Origin of the sequence: Pseudomonas sp. Z1-12, from assembly GCF_051132015.1 — a bacterium.
In the GTDB taxonomy this organism is placed as follows: domain Bacteria; phylum Pseudomonadota; class Gammaproteobacteria; order Pseudomonadales; family Pseudomonadaceae; genus Aquipseudomonas; species Aquipseudomonas zanjanensis.
In genome coordinates this window covers 6,503,275-6,523,330 of the sequence record NZ_CP071647.1, presented here as the reverse complement: position 1 = coordinate 6,523,330, position 20,056 = coordinate 6,503,275, and the positions used below count along the sequence as shown (strand labels likewise).

General features: G+C 62.0%; 15 protein-coding genes. 10 read left to right on the top strand and 5 right to left on the bottom strand.

Annotated features, from left to right (window positions below):
* Positions 1–84 precede the first annotated feature (84 nt).
* The gene (locus J3P85_RS28635) at positions 85–2,019 is read left to right on the top strand and encodes an acetyl-CoA hydrolase/transferase C-terminal domain-containing protein (protein WP_434704285.1); all 1,935 of its coding nucleotides are present in this window, start codon (positions 85–87) and stop codon (positions 2,017–2,019) included.
* A 155-nt stretch (positions 2,020–2,174) separates the two neighbouring features.
* Here the strand turns inward: J3P85_RS28635 and J3P85_RS28630 are convergent, their stop codons facing one another.
* Both J3P85_RS28630 and rep read right to left on the bottom strand, forming a co-directional pair.
* Complete coding sequence (locus J3P85_RS28630; RefSeq protein ID WP_042728997.1) at positions 2,175–2,747, bottom strand: xanthine phosphoribosyltransferase; 573 nt, start codon at positions 2,745–2,747, stop codon at positions 2,175–2,177.
* A gap of 55 nt (positions 2,748–2,802) precedes the next feature.
* A complete protein-coding gene (rep, locus tag J3P85_RS28625) occupies positions 2,803–4,812 on the bottom strand; it encodes a DNA helicase Rep (protein WP_186706875.1) in 2,010 nt (669 codons plus the stop codon).
* Between the two features lie 274 nt (positions 4,813–5,086).
* Between rep and J3P85_RS28620 the strand changes: the two genes are divergently transcribed.
* Positions 5,087–6,760, top strand: coding sequence for a putative bifunctional diguanylate cyclase/phosphodiesterase (locus J3P85_RS28620; protein WP_434704284.1), 1,674 nt, complete (start codon positions 5,087–5,089; stop codon positions 6,758–6,760).
* A gap of 112 nt (positions 6,761–6,872) precedes the next feature.
* Here the strand turns inward: J3P85_RS28620 and J3P85_RS28615 are convergent, their stop codons facing one another.
* Positions 6,873–8,267, bottom strand: a complete 1,395-nt coding sequence (locus J3P85_RS28615; RefSeq protein WP_434706437.1) for a NorM family multidrug efflux MATE transporter — start codon at positions 8,265–8,267, stop codon at positions 6,873–6,875.
* 158 nt (positions 8,268–8,425) lie between these two features.
* Between J3P85_RS28615 and J3P85_RS28610 the strand changes: the two genes are divergently transcribed.
* The 3 genes from J3P85_RS28610 to J3P85_RS28600 all read left to right on the top strand — a co-directional run bounded on the left by J3P85_RS28610 (position 8,426) and on the right by J3P85_RS28600 (position 13,291).
* Positions 8,426–9,346 carry a LysR substrate-binding domain-containing protein gene (locus J3P85_RS28610; RefSeq protein WP_186730321.1) on the top strand — a complete coding sequence of 307 codons (921 nt, stop codon included), beginning with the start codon at positions 8,426–8,428 and terminating at the stop codon, positions 9,344–9,346.
* A gap of 207 nt (positions 9,347–9,553) precedes the next feature.
* Positions 9,554–11,530 carry a methyl-accepting chemotaxis protein gene (locus tag J3P85_RS28605; protein ID WP_434704283.1) on the top strand — a complete coding sequence of 659 codons (1,977 nt, stop codon included), beginning with the start codon at positions 9,554–9,556 and terminating at the stop codon, positions 11,528–11,530.
* Positions 11,531–12,076: 546 nt separating this feature from the next.
* A complete protein-coding gene (locus tag J3P85_RS28600) occupies positions 12,077–13,291 on the top strand; it encodes an aldose 1-epimerase family protein (protein WP_434704282.1) in 1,215 nt (404 codons plus the stop codon).
* A 6-nt stretch (positions 13,292–13,297) separates the two neighbouring features.
* Here J3P85_RS28600 and J3P85_RS28595 read toward each other — a convergent pair whose 3' ends face one another.
* Positions 13,298–14,791 carry a YifB family Mg chelatase-like AAA ATPase gene (locus J3P85_RS28595; protein WP_434704281.1) on the bottom strand — a complete coding sequence of 498 codons (1,494 nt, stop codon included), beginning with the start codon at positions 14,789–14,791 and terminating at the stop codon, positions 13,298–13,300.
* Between the two features lie 253 nt (positions 14,792–15,044).
* Between J3P85_RS28595 and J3P85_RS28590 the strand changes: the two genes are divergently transcribed.
* Positions 15,045–16,322 (top strand): sensor histidine kinase, encoded by a 1,278-nt coding sequence (locus J3P85_RS28590; RefSeq protein WP_434704280.1) that lies wholly within the window; start codon positions 15,045–15,047, stop codon positions 16,320–16,322.
* Positions 16,323–16,340: 18 nt separating this feature from the next.
* Here the strand turns inward: J3P85_RS28590 and J3P85_RS28585 are convergent, their stop codons facing one another.
* The gene (locus J3P85_RS28585; RefSeq protein ID WP_053126510.1) at positions 16,341–16,601 is read right to left on the bottom strand and encodes an accessory factor UbiK family protein; all 261 of its coding nucleotides are present in this window, start codon (positions 16,599–16,601) and stop codon (positions 16,341–16,343) included.
* A gap of 415 nt (positions 16,602–17,016) precedes the next feature.
* Between J3P85_RS28585 and glnK the strand changes: the two genes are divergently transcribed.
* The 4 genes from glnK to sutA all read left to right on the top strand — a co-directional run bounded on the left by glnK (position 17,017) and on the right by sutA (position 19,787).
* A complete protein-coding gene (glnK, locus tag J3P85_RS28580) occupies positions 17,017–17,355 on the top strand; it encodes a P-II family nitrogen regulator (protein ID WP_002555808.1) in 339 nt (112 codons plus the stop codon).
* 33 nt (positions 17,356–17,388) lie between these two features.
* The gene (locus J3P85_RS28575; RefSeq protein ID WP_186706865.1) at positions 17,389–18,723 is read left to right on the top strand and encodes an ammonium transporter; all 1,335 of its coding nucleotides are present in this window, start codon (positions 17,389–17,391) and stop codon (positions 18,721–18,723) included.
* Positions 18,724–18,935: 212 nt separating this feature from the next.
* Positions 18,936–19,361 carry a secondary thiamine-phosphate synthase enzyme YjbQ gene (locus J3P85_RS28570; RefSeq protein WP_434704279.1) on the top strand — a complete coding sequence of 142 codons (426 nt, stop codon included), beginning with the start codon at positions 18,936–18,938 and terminating at the stop codon, positions 19,359–19,361.
* 102 nt (positions 19,362–19,463) lie between these two features.
* Complete coding sequence (sutA, locus tag J3P85_RS28565; RefSeq protein WP_072406034.1) at positions 19,464–19,787, top strand: transcriptional regulator SutA; 324 nt, start codon at positions 19,464–19,466, stop codon at positions 19,785–19,787.
* Positions 19,788–20,056 lie beyond the last annotated feature (269 nt).

Here is a 20,056-nt window from a genome sequence, read left to right as displayed (position 1 = left end):
TGGGGTTTTTCGGGGCTGTTCATCGCAACCAAGACCCGGCAAGCTCGGTCCAACCCACATTCATGGAATGTCCCGGAGGGTCCGATGGTGCAGTTGTGTTCAATCGAACAGGCGGTGGATGACGTGCTCGAGCGCCTGCCGGCACATATTCACCTCGGCATGCCCCTGGGGCTGGGCAAGCCCAACCTGTTCGCCAACGCGCTGTACCGGCGCATCGCAGAACTGCCCGAACGACAGCTGACCCTCTACACCGCCCTGAGCCTGGGCCGGCCGAACCTGGGCGATGGTTTGCAGAAGCGCTTCCTCGAACCCTTTATCGAACGGGTCTTCGGCGATTACCCCGAGCTGGATTTCTTGGCGGACCTGCAGCGGGACAGCCTGCCGGCCAACATCCGCGTCCAGCAATTCTTCATGCAGCCCGGCAGCCTGCTGCATAGCACGTCGGCCCAGCAGGACTACGTCAGCAGCAACTACAGCCATGCGGCCCGGGACATCAATGCCGCCGGCTTGAACCTGGTGGCGCAGCTGGTGGCGAGCGACCCGGAGCACCCGGATCGCCTGAGCCTGAGCTGCAACCCGGACATCACCCTCGATCTGCTGCCGATGATCGCCAAGCGACGCGAGGCCGGGGAGACCATTCTCATGGTGGGCCAGGTCCACAGCGACTTGCCCTACATGCCCGGCGACGCTGAAGTCGGCATCGACGCTTTCGACCTGTTGATCGACGAAAAGGACAGCCACTCGTTGTTCTCCACGCCGAACATGCCGGTGGGTTTCCAGGACCATTTGATCGGCCTGCACGCCAGTACGCTGGTGCGCGATGGCGGTACGTTGCAGATCGGTATCGGCTCGATGGGCGACGCATTGACCGCGGCACTGCTGGCGCGCCAGGCCGATAACGCCGGCTACCAGGCGTTGCTGGCGGACCTGAACCTTAGCCAGTGGGCGCAGTTGATCGAGCGTGAGGGCGGGGTCGAGCCGTTTGCCAAAGGGCTTTACGGTTGCAGTGAAATGTTCGTCAACGGTTTGCTGGCGCTGGCGGAGGCCGGGATCATCCGGCGCAAGGTCTACCCCGACGAGGCGACCCAGGAGCGGGCCAATGCCGGGACGCTCGACGAGGCGGCGCAACCCGACGGCATCTGCATACACGGCGGATTCTTCCTCGGCCCGCGCAGTTTTTACGAGCGCCTGCGCGAGCTGCCGCAAAGCCGTCTGCGCGAATTCAACATGACGCGCATCAGTTACATCAACGAGCTGTACGGCCAGGAACAGCTCAAGCGCCTGCAACGCCTCGATGCCCGTTTCATCAACACGGTTTTCACCATGACCCTGATGGGCGCCGGGGTGGCCGATCAGTTGGAAGATGGGCGGGTGCTCAGCGGTGTGGGCGGGCAGTACAACTTCGTTGCCCAGGGCCATGCGCTGGAGGGCGGGCGCTCGATCCTGCTGCTGCGCAGTTGGCGTGAGGCCGGGGGCGAGATCAGCTCGAACATCGTCTGGGAGTATGGCCATTGCACGATTCCCCGGCACCTGCGGGACATCGTGGTCACCGAATACGGCATCGCCGACCTGCGCGGCAAGACCGACGCGGCGGTGATCGAGGCGTTACTGAACATCAGCGACTCACGCTTCCAGCCCGGGTTGATCGAGCAGGCGCAAAAGGCCGGCAAGCTGCCGAAGGATTTCCGTCTCGATCCGCGGTTCGCCGACAACACCTCGGAGCGCTTGCAGGCGATCCAGGCACGTCATCCGAACCTGTTTCCCGAGTACCCGCTGGGCTGTGATTTCGATGGGCTGGAGCGGGACCTATTACGGGCGCTGAACTGGCTCAAGAGCAAGTTCAAGCTCACCGAGCTCCTGGAGCTGGGCAAAGCCGCGCTGGATGCACCGGAGCCCTGGGAATATGCCGGGCATCTGGAGCGGATGCAGTTGACCAGTCCTGAAGGGTTGAAGGAGGAATTGGCCCAGCGGCTGCTGCTGGCGGGGCTCAAGGCGACTGTGCAACAACAATCAACCTGAAACCCCTGTGGGAGCGAGCTTGCTCGCGATGGCGGTATATCTGTTACCTAAAGGGTGCCTGACAGACTGCTATCGCGAGCAAGCTCGCTCCCACAGGGGCACAGGGGCACAGGGGCACAGGGGCACAGGGGCACAGGGGCACAGGGGCACAGTGATCAGTCGATGAAAGTCACAACCCCACCCGCCAGCGACTTCACTCGGGCCAACGACTCGACGCGATAGCCCTGGGCATCCAATTCCGCGCGGCCGCCCTGGAATGACTTCTCGATCACGATCCCCAAGCCTGCCACGGTGGCGCCGGCCTGCTTGATGATGGAGATCAGCGCCTGGGAGGCTTTGCCGTTGGCCAGGAAGTCATCGATGATCAGCACCCGGTCACTGCTGGTCAGGTGACGCGGGCTGATGGCGACGGTGCTTTCGGTCTTCTTGGTGAACGAATACACGGTGGCCGACAGCAGGTTCTCCGTCAGGGTCAGGGACTGTTGCTTGCGGGCGAAGATCACCGGCACGCCAAGGTTCAGCCCGGTCATGATCGCCGGGGCAATGCCCGAGGCTTCGATGGTGACGATCTTGGTAATGCCAGAATCCTTGAACAGCGCGGCGAATTCGTCGCCGATCAGCTTCATCAATTGCGGGTCGATCTGGTGGTTGAGAAACGCATCGACCTTCAGGACCTGGTCGGACAGCACGATGCCTAGCTCGCGGATTTTCTGGTGCAGGGCTTCCATGAAGCCTCCTCTGATGGCGCGTGGGCGCCTGAAGTCGGTAAAAAAGTAGTCGATTCTAGCGCTTTAACATCGCGCGTATATCCGCCAGGGCACTGTTGCCGCGAACGACTTTGACTTCCGTCGGCGTGTCGTCGTTGCCTTCCCAGGCCAGGTCGTCCGGCGGCAGTTCATCGAGAAAGCGGCTCGGTGCGCAGTCGATCACTTCGCCGTATTGCTTGCGCTTGGCGGCGAAGGTGAAGGCCAGCGTCTGGCGTGCCCGGGTAATGCCGACATAGGCCAGGCGTCGTTCTTCCTCGATGGTGTCGGCCTCGATGCTGGAACGGTGCGGCAGGATTTCCTCTTCCATGCCCATGATGAACACGTAGGGAAACTCCAGGCCCTTGGAAGCATGCAGCGTCATCATCTGCACGCCTTCGGCGCCTTCTTCCTCTTCCTGCTGGCGCTCGAGCATGTCCCGCAGCACGAGTTTGCCGATGGCGTCCTCGACCGTCATGTCGCCGTCTTCGTCTTTTTCCAGGGTGTTCTTCAACGCCTCGATCAGGAACCAGACGTTGCTCATGCGGTAGTCGGCAGCCTTGTCGCTGGAGCTGTTGGTGCGCAGCCAGTTCTCATAGTCGATATCCATGACCATGCTGCGCAGCGCTGAGATCGGATCTTCCCCGGCGCACTGCTCACGGACCTTGTCCATGAAGCGCTTGAAGCGCGCCAGGCGATCGGTGAAGCGGCTGTCCAAGTGTTCGCCCAGGCCGATTTCATCGGTGGCGGCGTACATCGAGATCTTGCGCTCGGTGGCGTAGTTGCCGAGTTTTTCCAGGGTGGTCGAACCGATTTCCCGGCGCGGCACGTTGATTACCCGCAGGAAGGCGTTGTCGTCGTCCGGGTTCACGATCAGGCGGAAGTAGGCCATCAGGTCCTTCACTTCCTGGCGCCCGAAAAAGCTGTTGCCCCCTGACAGGCGATAAGGCACCTGGTGATGCTGCAATTTCAGCTCGATCAGCTTGGCCTGGTAGTTGCCGCGGTACAGGATCGCAAAGTCGCTGTACGGCCGGTCGGTGCGCAGGTGCAGGCTGAGGATTTCCATGGCCACGCGCTCGGCTTCGGCGTCTTCGTTGCGGCAACGGATCACGCGGATCTCGTCGCCGTGGCCCATCTCGCTCCACAGCTGCTTTTCGAACTCGTGGGGGTTGTTGGAAATCAGCACGTTGGCGCAGCGCAGGATGCGGCTGGTGGAGCGGTAGTTCTGCTCCAGCATCACCACTTTGAGCGACGGGTAGTCCTCTTTGAGCAACATCAGGTTTTCCGGTCGCGCGCCGCGCCAGGCGTAGATCGACTGGTCATCGTCACCCACCACGGTGAACTGGTTGCGCTTGCCGATCAGTAGCTTCACCAGCAGATACTGGCTGGCGTTGGTGTCCTGGTATTCGTCCACCAGCAGGTAACGGACCTTGTTCTGCCATTTTTCGAGAATGTCGGCGTGGTCCTGGAACAGCTTGACCGGCAACAGGATCAGGTCGTCGAAGTCCACCGCGTTGAACGCCTTGAGCGTGCGCTGGTAATGGGTATAGACGATGGCGGCCGTCTGCTCCTTGGGGTTGCGGGCGTTTTCCAGGGCCTCGGGCGGCAGGATCAGGTCGTTTTTCCAGGCGCCGATCATGTTCTTGATCTCATCCACGCCGTCGTCGCCCGAATATTCCTTCTGCATGATGTCGGTCATCAGGGCCTTGACGTCGGTCTCGTCGAAAATCGAGAAGCCCGGTTTGTAGCCCAGCCGCGCGTGTTCCTTGCGGATGATGTTCAGGCCCAGGTTGTGGAAGGTACAGACCGTCAGGCCGCGACCTTCGCCGGCGCGCAGCAGGCCGCCGACCCGCTCTTTCATTTCCCGGGCGGCCTTGTTGGTGAAGGTCATGGCGACGATGTACTGGGCGCGGATGCCACAATTCTGGATCAGGTGCGCGATCTTGCGGGTGATCACGCTGGTCTTGCCGGAGCCTGCACCGGCGAGCACCAAAAGAGGGCCGCCGACATAGTTCACGGCTTCTTGCTGCCGGGGATTGAGTCGGGACATGACAGGGTTCAGGGAGTCGTTTGCGAAATGGGCCGGCATTTTAACAGGCTCAGAGAATTGTGCTGCTCTGTCCGACTTGTGACGCACACAGGATTGTCATTTGCCGCTTTTGTCACTTTCACGCAGGATGTGGAGCCAATTGGGTCCTGCGTAGCATTTCGAGCGGAAAAAACCACCGAAAAGCGCGTGTTTGAGAACCATTGGCATTGGTCATTGCCCATCGGCAGGTCATAATGCCCGGCGCCTACCACCTTGCAGAGTCTAGGGAGTCAGCTTGTCAACGCCTGTCGAACCCTTGCGTTTGCTGTTATTGGCCCAAGAGCCAGAGTGGGCAGCAATCTTGCGCGAGGGCCTGGTGCCCTTGGGGCCCTCGGTCGTGTTGATCAGCGCTCCGAGCTGGGAGTCAGTCTGCAGCCTGTTCGAAGACAATCGCAATGCGGTGTTGCTGACCGTTGCGGCGTTGCAACCGGCGCCGGGTCGTTGCAGCCTGCCAACCATCCTGTTGCTTGAGCACGAGCCGGCGGCTGCCCCCGACGGTGTCAGCGACTGGCTGGTGCGCGACGTGCTCGACAGTGCGACCCTGCGTCGTTGCCTGCGCCATGTGCGTGAACGCGGCGTGCTGGAAAACACCTTGCAGCGCCTCGCCGAACAGGACCCGTTGACAGGCATCGCCAATCGCCAGGGCTTCCAGACCTTGCTGGCGGCGCGCCTGGCGGAAAACGACGGCCGTGGCCTGGCGCTCGGTCACCTGGACCTGGACAACTTTCGCCACGCCAACGACGCCCTCGGCCACCAGGCCGGTGACCGCTTGATCCTGCAAGTGGTGTCGCGGCTCAAGAGCTCGCTCGAGGCCGGCGATCAACTGGCGCGATTGGGCAGTGATGAATTCGCCCTGTTGATCGACACCCGCCGCGCACCACAGCGGGCCGAGTGGATGGCCGAGCGTATTACCGAGGCCTTGGCCGAACCCTATTGGGTGGACGGTGAAAGCTTGCTGATCGGCTGTAGTCTGGGCGTCGCCCATGCCCGCGCCCAGGCCGGCGCCGATCCGCTGATGTGGCACGCCCACATCGCCATGCAACAGGCCAAGAGCACCCAGGGCTGCACCTTTCATATCTTCAACGAGCGCATCAATCGCAATGCCCGCAGCCTCGCCGACCTGGAAAGCGAGCTGCGCCGGGCACTGCGCCGCGACGAGTTGGAACTGCATTACCAGCCCCGATTGAACCTCGATGGCGGCCACATCGTCGGCCTCGAAGCCCTGGTGCGCTGGCGTCATGGCGAGCGCGGCTTGCTGCCGCCGAGTGAGTTCGTGCCGCTGGCCGAACAGAGCGGCCTGATCGTGCCGCTGGGCTACTGGGTGATTTCCCGGGCGCTGCGGGACATGCAGGCCCTGCGCGAGCGAGGGCTGGCGCCGTTGCACATGGCGGTCAACCTGTCGTTCCGGCAGTTCCAGGACAGCCAGTTGCTGCCGACCTTGAGCCGGCTGATTGCCGAGCGGGGGGTCGAGGCGCAATGGCTGGAATTCGAACTCACCGAAACCGCCGTCATGCGCCGCAGCGAACTGGTCAAGCAGACCATGGATGCCTTGGGCCGCCTGGGGGTGCGTTTCTCCCTGGACGACTTCGGCACCGGCTTCTCGTCGTTCGTGCACCTCAACAGCCTGCCGATCGCCTTGCTCAAGATCGACAAGAGCTTCGTCGGCGGCATGGAACAGCGCGAAGAGAACCGCAAACTGGTGCACGCCATGATTAACCTGGCCCACAACCTCAACCTGGAGGTGGTGGCCGAAGGTGTGGAAACCCAGGAGCAACTGGATCTGCTACGTGGTTTCGGTTGCGACCAGGTGCAGGGTTTCCTGATCAGCAAGCCGTTGCCGTTGCCGGAGTTGGTTGAATATTTGACGTTCGAGGGTGATCAGCAGTCCACCCACGAAGTCGTGGTCTGACTCCTTTCCCTTGTGGGAGCGAGCTTGCTCGCGATAGCGGTGTGTCAGTCAAAATCGATGTGACTGACCTATCGCCATCGCGAGCAAGCTCGCTCCCACAGGGGGATGAGTTTCATTTGGCCTGGACCGCTTTGAAACTGGAACGCCCAGGCTCATTGCGAATCATCCGTTTCATCTTCCATTCGAACGCCAGCGTCAGGCTCACGGCCGCACAGGCCAGCCCCAGGGCCAGGCCCCACCAGACACCGGTTGGCCCCCAGTTCAGGTGGAAAGCCATCCACCACGCCGACGGCGCACCGATCAGCCAATAGCAACCCAGGCCCACCAGGAAGGTGGTCTTGGCGTCCTTGAGTCCGCGGATGCAGCCCATGGCGATGGTTTGCGTGCCGTCGAACAGCTCGAACCACGCCGCCACCGCCAGCAGGCTCACCGCCAGGTTGATCACCTCGCGAAACGCCGGGTCGTCGTGGTCCAGGAACAAGCCGATCAATTGATGGGGCAGCAACCAGAACACCATGGCGAACGCCAGCATCGCGGCCGCGCCGAAGCCGATCCCGACCCGCCCGGCCAGGCGCGCCATCAGTAGTTGCCCGGCGCCGTAGTGCTGGCCGATGCGCATGGTGATGGCGTAGGACATCCCGGCCGGCACCATGAACGCCACCGAGACGATTTGCAGGGCGATCTGGTGGGCCGCCAACGGCGTGCTGCCCATGGTGCCCATGCACAGCGCGGCGAACGCGAACAGCCCGACTTCCACTGCGTACGTGCCGCCAATCGGCAGGCCCAGGCGCCACAGTTCCTTGAGGTATTGGCGGTTGGGCCGCGACAGCCCATCCAGCAGCGGATAGGCACGGTAGGCCGGGTGCCGATGGATGTGCCAGGCCAGCGCCAGGGCCATGCAATTGGCGACGATGGCCGTGACCAGGCCGATGCCCATCAAGCCGAGTTTCGGCAGGCCGAACATGCCGGTGATGAGCGCGTAGTTGAGCAGGAAGTTGGCCACCGTACCGCCGAGGCTGATCACCATTACGGGGGTGGCTCGGCCGATGGCGCTGGTAAAGCCGCGCAGGGCCATGAAGCTCAGGTAGCCGGGCAGGGCGAATGGCAGCGCCAGCAGGAACTGCCCGGCGGACAGTACGTTGGTTTCGGTCTGGCCGAACATCAGCAGCACCGGCTTGAGGTTCCACAGCAGCAACCCGGCCATCAGCGCCATCAACCAGGCCAGCCATAATCCGGCCTGGGTCAGCCGGGTAGCGCCCTCGACATCGCCTGCGCCCTGGCGAATCGCAACCAGGGTGCCCACCGCGGCGATCACGCCGATGCAGAAGATCGACACGAACGAATAGGTGGCCGCCCCGAGCCCGCCACCGGCGAGGGCTTCGGGGCTCAGGCGCGCCATCATCACGGTGTCGGTGAGCACCATCAGCATGTGCGCCAACTGCGAGGCAATCAACGGCCCCGCCAGCCGCAGGATGGCCCAGAGTTCGGTACGCACCGGATGCCGCATGATCATCACGCTCCCTGTTCAAAGAAGGCAGTAAAACGACGATTCTCGGCGCTCTCGACGGATTGCACAAAAGGATAAAAAAGATCGCTGGCATGATTAAAACTCATGCTGGACGCGTTTCTGGTAGGGTTTGCAAACACCGCCATGGAGCTTTTGCGATGCCTCGTCGTCTTCCTCCGCTTTATGCGCTGCGGGCATTCGAAGCCGCGGCACGCTACAGCTCGTTCACCCGGGCCGCCGAAGAGTTGTCGATCACCCAGAGCGCCGTCAGCCGGCACATTCGCACGCTGGAAGATCACTTTGCCTGTCGGCTGTTCCAGCGCAGCGGTCGCAACCTGCAATTGACCGAGGCGGCACGGCTGCTGCTGCCGGGCGTGCGCGAGGGTTTCATGGCCCTGGAGCGGGCCTGCCACACCTTGCATGGCGAAGACGGCATCCTGCGCATGAAAGCGCCTTCTACCCTGACCATGCGCTGGCTGTTGGCGCGCCTGAGCCGTTTCCGGCATCTGCAGCCCGGCAACGAGGTGCAACTGACCAGTGCCTGGATGGACATCGATTCGGTGGACTTCAACGTCGAACCCTTCGATTGCGCCGTCTTGCTGAGTAACGGGCATTTTCCGGCGGACTGGGAGGCCAGTCTGCTGTTCCCCGAGGAGTTGATTCCGGTGGGCGCACCGAACCTGCTGAACGATCAGCCCTGGGATGTGGCGCGGTTGGCCAGCGCCGAACTGCTGCACCCGACGCCGGATCGCCGGGACTGGCGCAACTGGTTGCAACGCATGGGCCTGGCCGACAAGGTCTCGCTCAAGGGTGGGCAGGTGTTCGATACCCTGGAGCTGGGCATGATCGCGGCGGCACGCGGCTATGGGGTGTCCATGGGCGACCTGCTGATGGTGGCCGAGGACGTTGCCCAAGGGCGCCTGAGCCTGCCATGGCCGACGGCGGTTGCCAGTGGCGAGCACTATTACCTGGTCTGGCCGAAAACCCGGCCGGGAGGTGAACGTTTGCGTCGGCTCAGCGACTTTCTCCAGGGCGAGGTCAAGGCCATGCAATTGCCCGATGTGCAGCGTCTGGGCTGAAACGTTGCTGACACGCGGTTACTGATGGAAAGTGGCGTGCTAGCAACTTGGCATTAATCCGTCCAAACCGCTCAAGTATTTGGCTTTGCCGCCGAATCCGTGAAGATAGAACCCTCGTTCAGAAAGGGTCTACTTACACCTCACCCGAATAAAATGCCGAGCGTGCGACGTGATCAGGATGATCCGGTCTCTCGGCCAGGAGCCGTCATGTCTCAACCCCGCGCCCGGATCGCCTCGCAGCTAGGCCTTGCCCTTGCCGTGATACTGGCGGTCGTGATCTCCGGCAGTACCGTCTTCGCCCTGCGTTCGCTGGACACCGCCAACCTTGCCACCCGTGAAGAGCACTTGGCCAGCGAAGCGCGCCTGATGGCCGATCAGCTCAATACCTTCCACAGCACCTTGCGTGAGAGCACCCAGCGCTTGGCCGGCCTGTTCGAAAAGCGCTTCAGCGCGGGTTTGACCGTGCATCCGGACCAGCCGGTGACGGTGGCGGGCGTACAGACCCCAGGCTTGAACCTGGGCAGCGAAGTGTTGAACAACAACTTCAAGGAAGTGGATGACTTCAAAGCGATGACCGCCGGTGTGGCCACGGTATTCGTGCGCAGTGGCGACGATTTCATCCGCGTCAGCACCTCCGTCAGTAAACAGGACGGCACGCGGGCCATCGGCACCGTGCTCGATCGCGCCGGTCCAGCCTACGGTCCGGTGATCAGTGGGCAGAGCTACATCGGTCGGGCCCTGTTGTTCGGGCGCTTCTACATGTCGCAGTACACGCCCGTACGCGACAGCAGCGGCAAGATCATCGCCGTGTTGTATGTAGGCTTCGATTACACCGATGCGCAAAACGCGCAGTTCGAAAACCTCAAGCGTTTCCGCATTGGCCAGACCGGTTCGCTGGCCTTGTTGGATGAGCAAAACAAATGGCTGGTGCCGCCGGCAGGTGTACAGGCGCTGGATAACGCGACCACGGCCATTACGGGCCTGATCAAAAAACCGGGCAAGGCTGCGTTCTGGACCGATACCGCCGAAGATTTCTACAGCGTTGCCGTGCCGTTCGAGGGCGGGCCGTGGGCGGTGGTGGCGAGCATGCCGAAAACCGAGATCCGCGCCGTGACCTGGAGCGTCGGTACGCAGCTGGCCATTGGCAGCCTGCTGGCGATGCTGTTAGCGGTCGGCTCGGCGATGTGGTTGTTGCGTAGCAAATTGGCACCGCTGGGGGATCTGGTGCGCCAGGCCGAAGCATTGGGCGCTGGCGACCTGAGCGTGCGCCTGAACGTATCGAGCCATGACGAAATCGGTCAGCTGGCCCGTGCCTTCAACCAGATGAGCCAGGCCCTATCGACCATGGTCGAGCACATCCGCAAGGCCTCCCAGGAAGTCAACAGCCGCGCCCAGGCCCTGTCCGGGTTGTCCAGCGGGGCGTACGAGGGCATGGAGCAGCAGTCCGGCGAAATCACCAGCATGGCGGGCGCGGTGGAAGAGTTCAGTGCGACCTCCTTGAACATTGCCGACAACATGGGCAACACCGAGCGCCTGGCCCAGGAGAATGCCCAGCAAACCCGCATTGGCCGGACTTCGATGGATGAGGCGTCGTCGTCCCTGGAGCAAATTGCCGGCGCGCTGAACAGCACGGCCTCGGTCATCAATACCCTGGGCCAGCGTTCCCAGGAGATCGGCGGCATCGTCGGTGTCATCACCTCGATTGCCGAGCAGACCAACCTGCTGGCATTGAACGCCGCCATCGAGGCCGCCCGCGCTGGCGAGCAGGGCCGTGGTTTCGCCGTGGTGGCCGATGAAGTCCGCAGCCTGGCGTCCCGCACCCGCCAGGCCACAGACGAAATCTCCAGCATGATCAATAGCATCCAGCAGGAAACCGGCAATGCCATCAGCACGATGGAGCAGGGCAACCTGTTGATGCAGGAAGGCCTGTCGCGCAACGCCAACGTGGCCTCGGCCCTGGCGCGCATCGACGAGCAGAGTCGCTCGGCTGGCCAGCAATTCGCGGCAATCACCACCGCCACCCAGGAACAAAGCAGCACCGCGACCCTGCTCAGCAGCAATCTGCAGAGCATCGCCATGGCCAACAGCGAACAGCGCCAAGTGGTCTCGAACCTGGCGCTCACCGCCAAGGAACTGGAAAAACTGGCCCAGGACCTGCGCCAAGAGGTTGATCGGTTCCGCTGAGGCCTCTGCAACCACCGCGAACAGGCACCTCGCGATTAATGTGGGAGCGAGCCTGCTCGCGAAGGCGGCTTGCCAGTCACATCTCTGTGAGCTGACCCACCGCCATCGCGAGCAAGCTCGCTCCCACAGTTTGATTCGGGTGAATGCGAAATTCCGGGCCATCCCCTATTCCCTGTGGGAGCGAGCTTGCTCGCGATGGCGGCAGCCAGTCACCACAGCCCTCTGAATCCAATACCTGAACCGCAAGCCAAGCCAATCACCTGTGGCGAGGGAGCTTGCTCCCGCTCGACTGCGCAGCAGTCGCAAACCGGTTAACACGGTCCACCTGGAGATAGGCTGGGGCCTGCTTCGCAGGCCAGCGGGAGCAAGCTCCCTCGCCACGGGTTTGAGATCGGCCGGACGAAAGTTATCGCGAGCGAGCTCGCTCCCACAAAAAACTGCTGGTGTTGTCGCCGTACTTTTTTAAGGAAATTGCTGTTTTTAAGCTTGCTGAAACGTTTCTTCAAGTCTATAAAAACCGCACAACTCCAATAAAAGGTCGTGACCATGACTCCGCTCAAACTGCTCGTTACCCTTGGCGCCTTGGGCGCTGCTTCCCATGCAATGGCTTGGGATTACGTCCTGCTGGATACCGATAAAGCCGCCCAACCCTGGCAAATCACCAGCCAGCAACTCGGCGTGAAGACCGACAAACCCTTTTCCGTGACGATGCGCACCCTGCACGGTGGTCGGCAGGAAGGTATCAGCGTGGTCGACATCGACAACGGCACCCTGAAGCTTTCAGTGGTCCCGACCCGTGGCATGAATGTGCTGCAGGCATCGGTTGGCGACGTGCGCATGGGGTGGGATTCGCCCGTCAAGGAAGTGGTCAACCCGGCGTTCATCGAGCTCAACGGCCGAGGCGGGTTGGGTTGGCTTGAAGGCTTCAACGAGCTGGTCACCCGCTGCGGCTACGAATGGGTCGGCCATCCCGGCATGGACAACGGCGAGCTGCTGACCCTGCACGGTCGCGCCGCGAATATTCCGGCCAACAAGGTCACCTTGCACATCGATGAGAAACCGCCCTACGCCATTACCCTGCGGGGCGAGTTGAAGGAGCAGGCATTCAAGAAGGTCGATTTCTCGGTGCAGACCGAACTGGTCACCGAGCCCGGCAGCGTGACGTTCGTGCTCAACGACACGCTGACCAACAACGGCGATTACCCGAAGGAATACCAAGCGCTCTACCACAGCAATTTCAGCACGCCTTTCCTGGAGCAAGGCGCTCGTTTCGCGGCACCGGTCAAGCAGGTCTCGCCGTTCAACGACAAGGCCAAGGGCGACTTGGCCGACTGGCAAACCTACCGGGGTCCGACCAAGGATTACGACGAAACCGTTTATAACGTCGTGCCCTACGCCGACGCCAAGGGCGACACCCTTACGGTGTTGCACAACAAGGCCGGCAGTCTCGGGGTGTCGGTGGGCTTCAACACCAGCACGCTGCCCGTGTTCTCCCTGTGGAAAAACACGGATACCCAAGGCCAGGGCTACGTGACCGGGCTGGAGCCCGGCACCAGTTTTTCCTATAACCGCCGGTATCAGCGCCCCTTGGGCCTGGTACCCACCATCGCGCCGAAAGAGCACAAGCAATTCCAGATCCACTACAGCCTGTTGGCAGACAAGGGCGCTGTGGATAAGGCGCTCAAGCGCATCGATACGATCCAGAACGGTCAAAAAACCGAGGTCCGGCAAACACCATTGGTGGACCTGAGCAAGCCATAAAGCGGTTCAAGCCGTAGCCGGCCGGTACTGCAACGCTTCGGCCAGATGCTCGCGGCGAATGCTCCCCGCTTGCTCCAGGTCCGCCAGTGTCCGGGCGACCTTGAGCAGGCGGTGGGCGGCGCGCAGCGACAGCGTCAGCCGTTCGCAGGCGGTTTCCAGCCAGGCTTCATCGGTTGTGGATAACTTGCAATGCCGGCGCAATCCCGGCAGATCGAGGAAGGCATTGGCGCAGCCCTGGCGGTCGTGCTGGCGCTCCCGGGCTTCGGCGACGCGCTCGGCGACCGTGGCCGTATCGTCCCCGGGTTCGCGCTTGGGGTTCAAGGCAGTAGCTTCCCGGGCGACGGTCAGGTGCAGGTCGATGCGGTCCAGCAGCGGGCCGGAGAGTTTGTTGCGGTAGCGCTGCACCATGTCCGGTGTGCAGGCACAGCGGCCGCTGGGCTCGCCAAGATATCCACAGGGGTAGGGATTCATCGCCGCCACCAATTGGAAGCGCGCCGGGAAGCGCACCCGGTCACGGGCGCGAGACACCACGATGTGCCCGGACTCCAGCGGTTCTCTCAAGACCTCCAGCACCTTGCGGTCGAATTCCGGCAATTCATCCAGAAACAGCACGCCATGGTGGGCGAGGGTGATCTCCCCTGGCTGCGGTTTTGACCCGCCACCGACCAGCGCCGGGCCGGAAGCCGAGTGGTGTGGCTGGCGAAACGGACGTTGCGGCCAATGGCTCAACGGCACGCAACTGGCCACCGACTGAATGGCTGCGACCTCCAGGGCTTCGCTCTCGGCTAGTGGCGGCAGCAGCCCGGGCAAACGGCTCGCCAACAGGGTCTTGCCGGTGCCCGGTGGCCCGCTGAACAGCAGGTTGTGAGCCCCCGCTGCGGCGATCAGCAACGCCCGCTTGGCCGCGGCCTGGCCTTGTACTTCATTCAGGTCGGGGTAGGGTTTGCTGGCCGAAAGCAGCCCATTGGAAACGAACGGCTCGACCGGCGTGTGACCGTTGAAGTGCGCCACCGCTTCCAGCAGATGGTCCACGGCGATCACCTTCAGCCCCGAGGCCAGGCAGGCTTCCTCGGCATTGGCCCGTGGCACCACCAGCATGCGCCCGGCCTTGCGCGCCGCCAGCGCCGCGGGCAATACCCCGCGCACTGGGCGCACTGCGCCAGACAAGGCCAGTTCGCCGAGGCATTCCACGTCGTCCAAGGTCAGGGTCGGCACCTGCACGCTGGCCGAGAGGATCCCCAGGGCGATGGCCAGGTCGAAGCGACCGCCATCCTTTGGCAGGTCCGCCGGCGCCAGGTTCAGGGTGATGCGCCGCGCCGGAAAATTCAGCCCCGAGTTGATGATCGCGCTGCGCACACGATCCTTGCTTTCCTTGACCGCCGCTTCCGGCAGGCCAACCATCGTCAGCGACGGCAAGCCATTGGCCAGGTGGACTTCAACGGTAACGGCAGGCGCCTCGACCCCTACCTGGGCGCGGCTATGGACAATGGCAAGCGACATGAATCGTTCCTTGAGTGGATGGGGCGCCGCGTCCTGCGGCTCCTGAAGGTTAGTCGTGGGGATGAACTTGGGCGCGGTAATTGAGGGGGAAAAATTTGGCAGGATGTTTCGAGGGTGAGTGACAGCCGAGGAGCGGCCAACACCCTGTCATTCAATCGGCGCCGACGCGAAATATCCGGCCGTCGCCCTCTGCTAGACTCGATTTTGCCCAGTCGGCACTTGGCGGTATCAACGGCACAACGAGGAAGTGGCCATGAACGATCTGCTGGCTCTGTTAACCGACAAGCGCTTCATGCCTCACGGGCATTGCTACATGTGGCGTCCGGATTTGCTGTGGACCAATGTGATCGCCGACGGCTTGATCACCCTGTCCTACGTCACCATCCCCTTCACCCTCCTGTACTTTATCCACAAGCGCAAGGATGTGCCGTTCGATTGGATGCTGGCGGCTTTCGGCGTGTTTATCCTGGCCTGCGGGACCAGTCATGTGATGGAGATCCTGACCATCTGGCAGCCCTATTACTGGCTGTCGGCGCTGGTCAAGGTGATCACTGCGATCGCCTCGGTGATTACCGCCATCCTGCTGGTCCGGTTGGTGCCGGCGGCCCTGAAGATCCCCAGCCCGCAGCAACTGGCCAAGGTCAACGACGAGTTGCGCGAGGCGCAGGCCGAATTGGTGACCACCGCGCGCCGGGCCGGCATGGCGGAGATCGCCACCAATGTGCTGCACAACGTGGGCAACGTGCTCAACAGCGTCAATGTGTCAGCCCAGGTCCTCTACGATAAGGTGCACACCTCCAAGGGGCCTGCGGTGGCCAAGGTCGCCCAGTTGATGAAGGACCATCCCGATGACCTCGGCGACTTCATCAGCACTGATCCGAAAGGGCGCGCGCTACCCGACTATCTCGACAAGCTGGCCGACGCGCTGGCCGTCGAGCAGCAAGGCATGATCGCCGAGCTGGCGCAATTGACCCGTCGAATCGACCACATCAAGGAAATCGTCGCCACCCAGCAGTCCTACGCCGGTAATGCCAGTGTCTTGGAGCCGGGCTCGCTGCGAGAGTTGGTCGAGGATGTCGTGCGCATTTGCGATGTGTCCCTGGCCCGCCACCACATCACGCTGATCAAGGAATTCAGCGATACCCCGCAAATGCCGCTGGATAAGCACCGAGTGCTGCAGATCCTGGTCAATTTGATCAACAACGCCAAGCAGGCGCTGGACGCGGGTACGAACCGGCCGCCGCAGATCGTCCTGCGCCTGAAGATCGTTGACGAGGGGCGCGTGCGGGTCGAGATCGAGGACAACGGCGAGGGAATCGCGCAGGACAATCTGGCGCGGGTGTTCGAGCACGGTTTCACCACGCGTACCGGCGGCCACGGTTTTGGCTTGCACAGCTGCATCCTGGCTGCGCACGAGATGGGCGGCGATCTGACTGTGCGGAGCGCCGGGCCGGGCAGGGGCGCGCTGTTTATCCTGGAGCTGCCGCTGGCATTGACCCCGGACCCATCTCAACACGCTGCGATGGGTTGAGTGGCCCGCAGGGGCTGCTTATTCCTGTGCCGGAGCCAGTCGCGCTTCCAGCTCCGCGACCTTGGCCTCCAGGCTTTCGAGTCGCGCCCGGGTCCGGGCCAGCACGACCATCTGGCTGTCGAATTCTTCCCGGCTGACCAGGTCCAGCTTACTGAAGCCGCTTTGCAGCAGGGCCTTGAACTGGCTTTCGATTTCGCTTTTGGGCAGCGGCGTGTCACCACTCAAGAGGCGGGAGGCGTGGCCGCTCAGGGCGTCGAGGAGGTCTTTGGGCGCAAGCATGTGCAGGTGTCCTGGAAACGATGGCGGGCAGTGTACCACGCAGTGTCTATAGTCAATTTGCAAGCCAGGGATGCACGCTTTTCGCGCATTGCGCCGGGCGCCGCTGCACTGTTGTTGTGCGTATCGTTGCGGTTCATGCCGCAGTGCACGTCGAGCAGGTGGCCAAGAGATTGAAATCAGAGGGTTTGGGTGCAGATGGCAAGGTTTCTGCTTAGAGGCTGATGACCCATGCACTGATGCAGTCGCTGTGACGAATGCAGTGCAGCAGGCGGAACGGGGAGTTTCGTCAGGATCGGTTAACTGGCACCTGTCGGGCAACTTGGGCCGACGACGCGTTACAAAGCCAGGCACTGCGCTTAGACTTGAGTCGGGTTTGTTTTCCTGGGGCAAGTCCACCAATTCGGGAGAAAGTTTCATGAAGCTAGTCACTGCCATCATCAAGCCGTTCAAGTTGGACGACGTGCGCGAGTCGTTGTCCGAGATCGGCGTGCAGGGCATTACCGTTACTGAGGTCAAGGGCTTCGGTCGGCAGAAGGGCCACACCGAGCTGTATCGCGGCGCGGAATACGTGGTCGATTTCCTGCCCAAGGTGAAGATCGATGTCGCCATTGACGACAAGGATCTTGACCGGGTGATCGAGGCAATCACCAAGGCCGCCAACACCGGCAAGATCGGTGACGGGAAGATCTTTGTGGTCAATCTGGAACAGGCTATCCGCATCCGTACCGGCGAAACCGATACCGACGCCATCTAAGCCGCCAAACCCAACGCCCCAGGAGAAAACAATATGACTCTGCGTAAATTCGCAGGGCTAGGAGCCCTGTTGTCCTTCGCAATGCCTGGCCTGGCCATGGCAGAAGAAGCGGCAGCCCCTGTCCTGAACTCCGGCGACACCGCCTGGATGCTCACGGCCACGATTCTTGTACTGTTCATGACCATTCCCGGCCTGGCACTGTTCTACGGTGGCATGGTCCGGTCGAAAAACCTTCTTTCCGTGATGATGCAGTGCTTTGCCATTACCGGTCTGATCAGCGTCCTGTGGGTCATCTATGGCTACAGCATCGCGTTCGACACTACCGGCATGGAGCAGGGCGTCGTCAATTTCAACTCCTTCGTCGGTGGCCTGGGCAAGGCGTTCCTGGCGGGCGTCACTCCGGCGAGCATCACCGGTCCGGCGGCGCTGTTCCCTGAAGCGGTGTTCATCACCTTCCAGATGACCTTCGCCATCATCACCCCGGCCCTGATCGTCGGCGCATTTGCCGAGCGGATGAAGTTCTCCGCCATGCTGATCTTCATGGGCGTGTGGTTCACCCTGGTGTATGCACCGATTGCGCACATGGTCTGGTCCGGCAACGGCGGCCTGATGTGGGACTGGGGCGTGCTGGACTTCGCTGGCGGCACCGTGGTGCACATCAACGCCGGTATCGCAGGTTTGGTGGCGTGCCTGGTATTGGGCAAGCGCAAAGGTTTCCCGACCACCCCAATGGCGCCGCACAACCTGGGTTACACCTTGATGGGCGCGGCCATGCTGTGGGTCGGTTGGTTCGGCTTCAACGCCGGTTCCGCTGTCGCCGCCAACGGCACCGCCGGCATGGCGATGCTGGTGACCCAGATCGCGACCGCTGCGGCGGCGCTGGGCTGGATGTTTGCCGAGTGGATCACCCACGGCAAGCCAAGCGCGCTGGGCATTGCCTCGGGCGTGGTCGCCGGCCTGGTTGCAATTACCCCGGCTGCCGGCACCGTGGGCCCGATGGGCGCCCTGGTCATCGGCCTGGCGGCGGGCGTGGTGTGCTTCTTCTGCGCTACCACCCTCAAGCGCAAGCTCGGTTATGACGATTCCCTGGACGCCTTTGGCGTACACGGCATCGGCGGTATCCTCGGCGCGATCCTGACCGGTGTGTTCGCCGCTCCGGCACTGGGTGGCTTCGGCACCGTGACCGATATCGGCGCGCAAGTGTGGATTCAATTCAAAGGCGTGGGTTTCACGGTGGTCTACACCGGGATCGTCACCTTCATCATCCTCAAGGTGCTGGATGCCGTCATGGGTCTGCGTGTGACCGAGGAAGAAGAAGCCGTGGGCCTGGACCTGGCCCAGCACAACGAGCGTGGCTACAACCTGTAAGTACGCGCCCTAAAAAATGCCCGGTTCGCCGGGCATTTTTTTGCCTGGAATTTGTCATTGCTCACAGGATGCGGCGGTTTTTCCGACGCCTTTTGTTGTGGATGCGACATGGGTTTTTATACCGCCAAAGGCTTACATCGAAGCAAGAATATTAGGGCCTTTGTTTTTTCCCAGAGCGCGCTAGAATGCGCGCCGAACGTGCGGAGATCTGTATGTGGCAACAGACGCTGATAACCCTGCGGGCAAGGCCCCGGGGCTTTCATCTGGTGACGGACGAGTTGCTGGCCGGCCTGCCTGAACTCAAGGCGTGTCGTGTTGGTCTGTTGCATCTGTGGCTGCAGCATACCTCGGCCTCGTTGACCATCAACGAGAACGCCGATCCGGCGGTACGTCGAGACTTCGAACGATTTTTCAATCGGCTGATCCCACAAGGAACCGCCGACTATGAGCACAACGACGAAGGCCTGGACGACCTCCCGGCGCACTTCAAGGCCAGCGTGCTCGGTTGCCAGCTCAGCCTGCCGGTTACGGCAGGAAGGCTGGCATTGGGAACCTGGCAAGGTGTTTATCTGGGCGAGCACCGTGATCACGGCGGTGCTCGTAAAGTCCTCGCCACCTTGTACGGTGAAGAGGCATAACCGCTGATTGCCGGCGGATGTTGAATTTTTTCTGGCAGCCTTCGAACAGATGGCGAAGCTGGGCTATAACTAATCTGCTTTTCGCAAGTCATGAGGTAGAACATGAGCGACGATGATCTGGAAAACGACGACCTCGAAGTAGGCGACGAAGACGAGACCGAAGAAGGCCTTGAAGTGGCGGCGGAAGACGTTGCCGAAGACGATGGCGCCGACGTTCCGGCTCCTACCGCCAAAGGCAAGGCCAAGGCGGCTGTGTCGGTCGACGAATTGCCGAGCGTAGAGGCCAAGAACAAGGAGCGTGATGCGCTCGCCAAGGCCATGGAGGAGTTCCTGGCCAGGGGCGGTAAGGTGCAGGAAGTGGAGGCCAACGTGGTCGCTGATCCGCCCAAGAAGCCAGACAACAAGTACGGCAGCCGCCCTATCTGAGTGTCTGCTTCTTGCTTGCTGAAAAAGCCCGCCGTCGCTGCGGGCTTTTTCATGGGGGCGATTCCATTCCCAGGCCTGGCGCGGTCCCTGTGGGAGCGAGCTTGCTCGCGATAGCGGTTTGTCTGTTGGCATTGATGTTGGGTGTGCCGCCGTCTTCGCGAGCAAGCTCGCTCCCACAGGGATTTGTGCCTGGCGCAGCGCCTCAGGGCACAGCAGAACCAGGGTGGGAGCGAGCTTGCTCGCGATAGCGGTTTGTCTGTTGGCATTGA

Bases quoted from the DNA above. Each gene is read 5' to 3' on its own strand.
- sutA (WP_072406034.1), top strand. From the start codon at position 19,464: ATGAGCGACGATGATCTGGAAAACGACGACCTCGAAGTAGGCGACGAA.
- J3P85_RS28605 (WP_434704283.1), top strand. From the start codon at position 9,554: ATGTCTCAACCCCGCGCCCGGATCGCCTCGCAGCTAGGCCTTGCCCTT.
- J3P85_RS28590 (WP_434704280.1), top strand. From the start codon at position 15,045: ATGAACGATCTGCTGGCTCTGTTAACCGACAAGCGCTTCATGCCTCAC.
- J3P85_RS28615 (WP_434706437.1), bottom strand. From the start codon at position 8,267: ATGCGGCATCCGGTGCGTACCGAACTCTGGGCCATCCTGCGGCTGGCG.
- J3P85_RS28595 (WP_434704281.1), bottom strand. From the start codon at position 14,791: ATGTCGCTTGCCATTGTCCATAGCCGCGCCCAGGTAGGGGTCGAGGCG.
- J3P85_RS28610 (WP_186730321.1), top strand. From the start codon at position 8,426: ATGCCTCGTCGTCTTCCTCCGCTTTATGCGCTGCGGGCATTCGAAGCC.
- J3P85_RS28585 (WP_053126510.1), bottom strand. From the start codon at position 16,601: ATGCTTGCGCCCAAAGACCTCCTCGACGCCCTGAGCGGCCACGCCTCC.
- J3P85_RS28575 (WP_186706865.1), top strand. From the start codon at position 17,389: ATGACTCTGCGTAAATTCGCAGGGCTAGGAGCCCTGTTGTCCTTCGCA.
- glnK (WP_002555808.1), top strand. From the start codon at position 17,017: ATGAAGCTAGTCACTGCCATCATCAAGCCGTTCAAGTTGGACGACGTG.
- J3P85_RS28635 (WP_434704285.1), top strand. From the start codon at position 85: ATGGTGCAGTTGTGTTCAATCGAACAGGCGGTGGATGACGTGCTCGAG.
- J3P85_RS28600 (WP_434704282.1), top strand. From the start codon at position 12,077: ATGACTCCGCTCAAACTGCTCGTTACCCTTGGCGCCTTGGGCGCTGCT.
- rep (WP_186706875.1), bottom strand. From the start codon at position 4,812: ATGTCCCGACTCAATCCCCGGCAGCAAGAAGCCGTGAACTATGTCGGC.
- J3P85_RS28570 (WP_434704279.1), top strand. From the start codon at position 18,936: ATGTGGCAACAGACGCTGATAACCCTGCGGGCAAGGCCCCGGGGCTTT.
- J3P85_RS28630 (WP_042728997.1), bottom strand. From the start codon at position 2,747: ATGGAAGCCCTGCACCAGAAAATCCGCGAGCTAGGCATCGTGCTGTCC.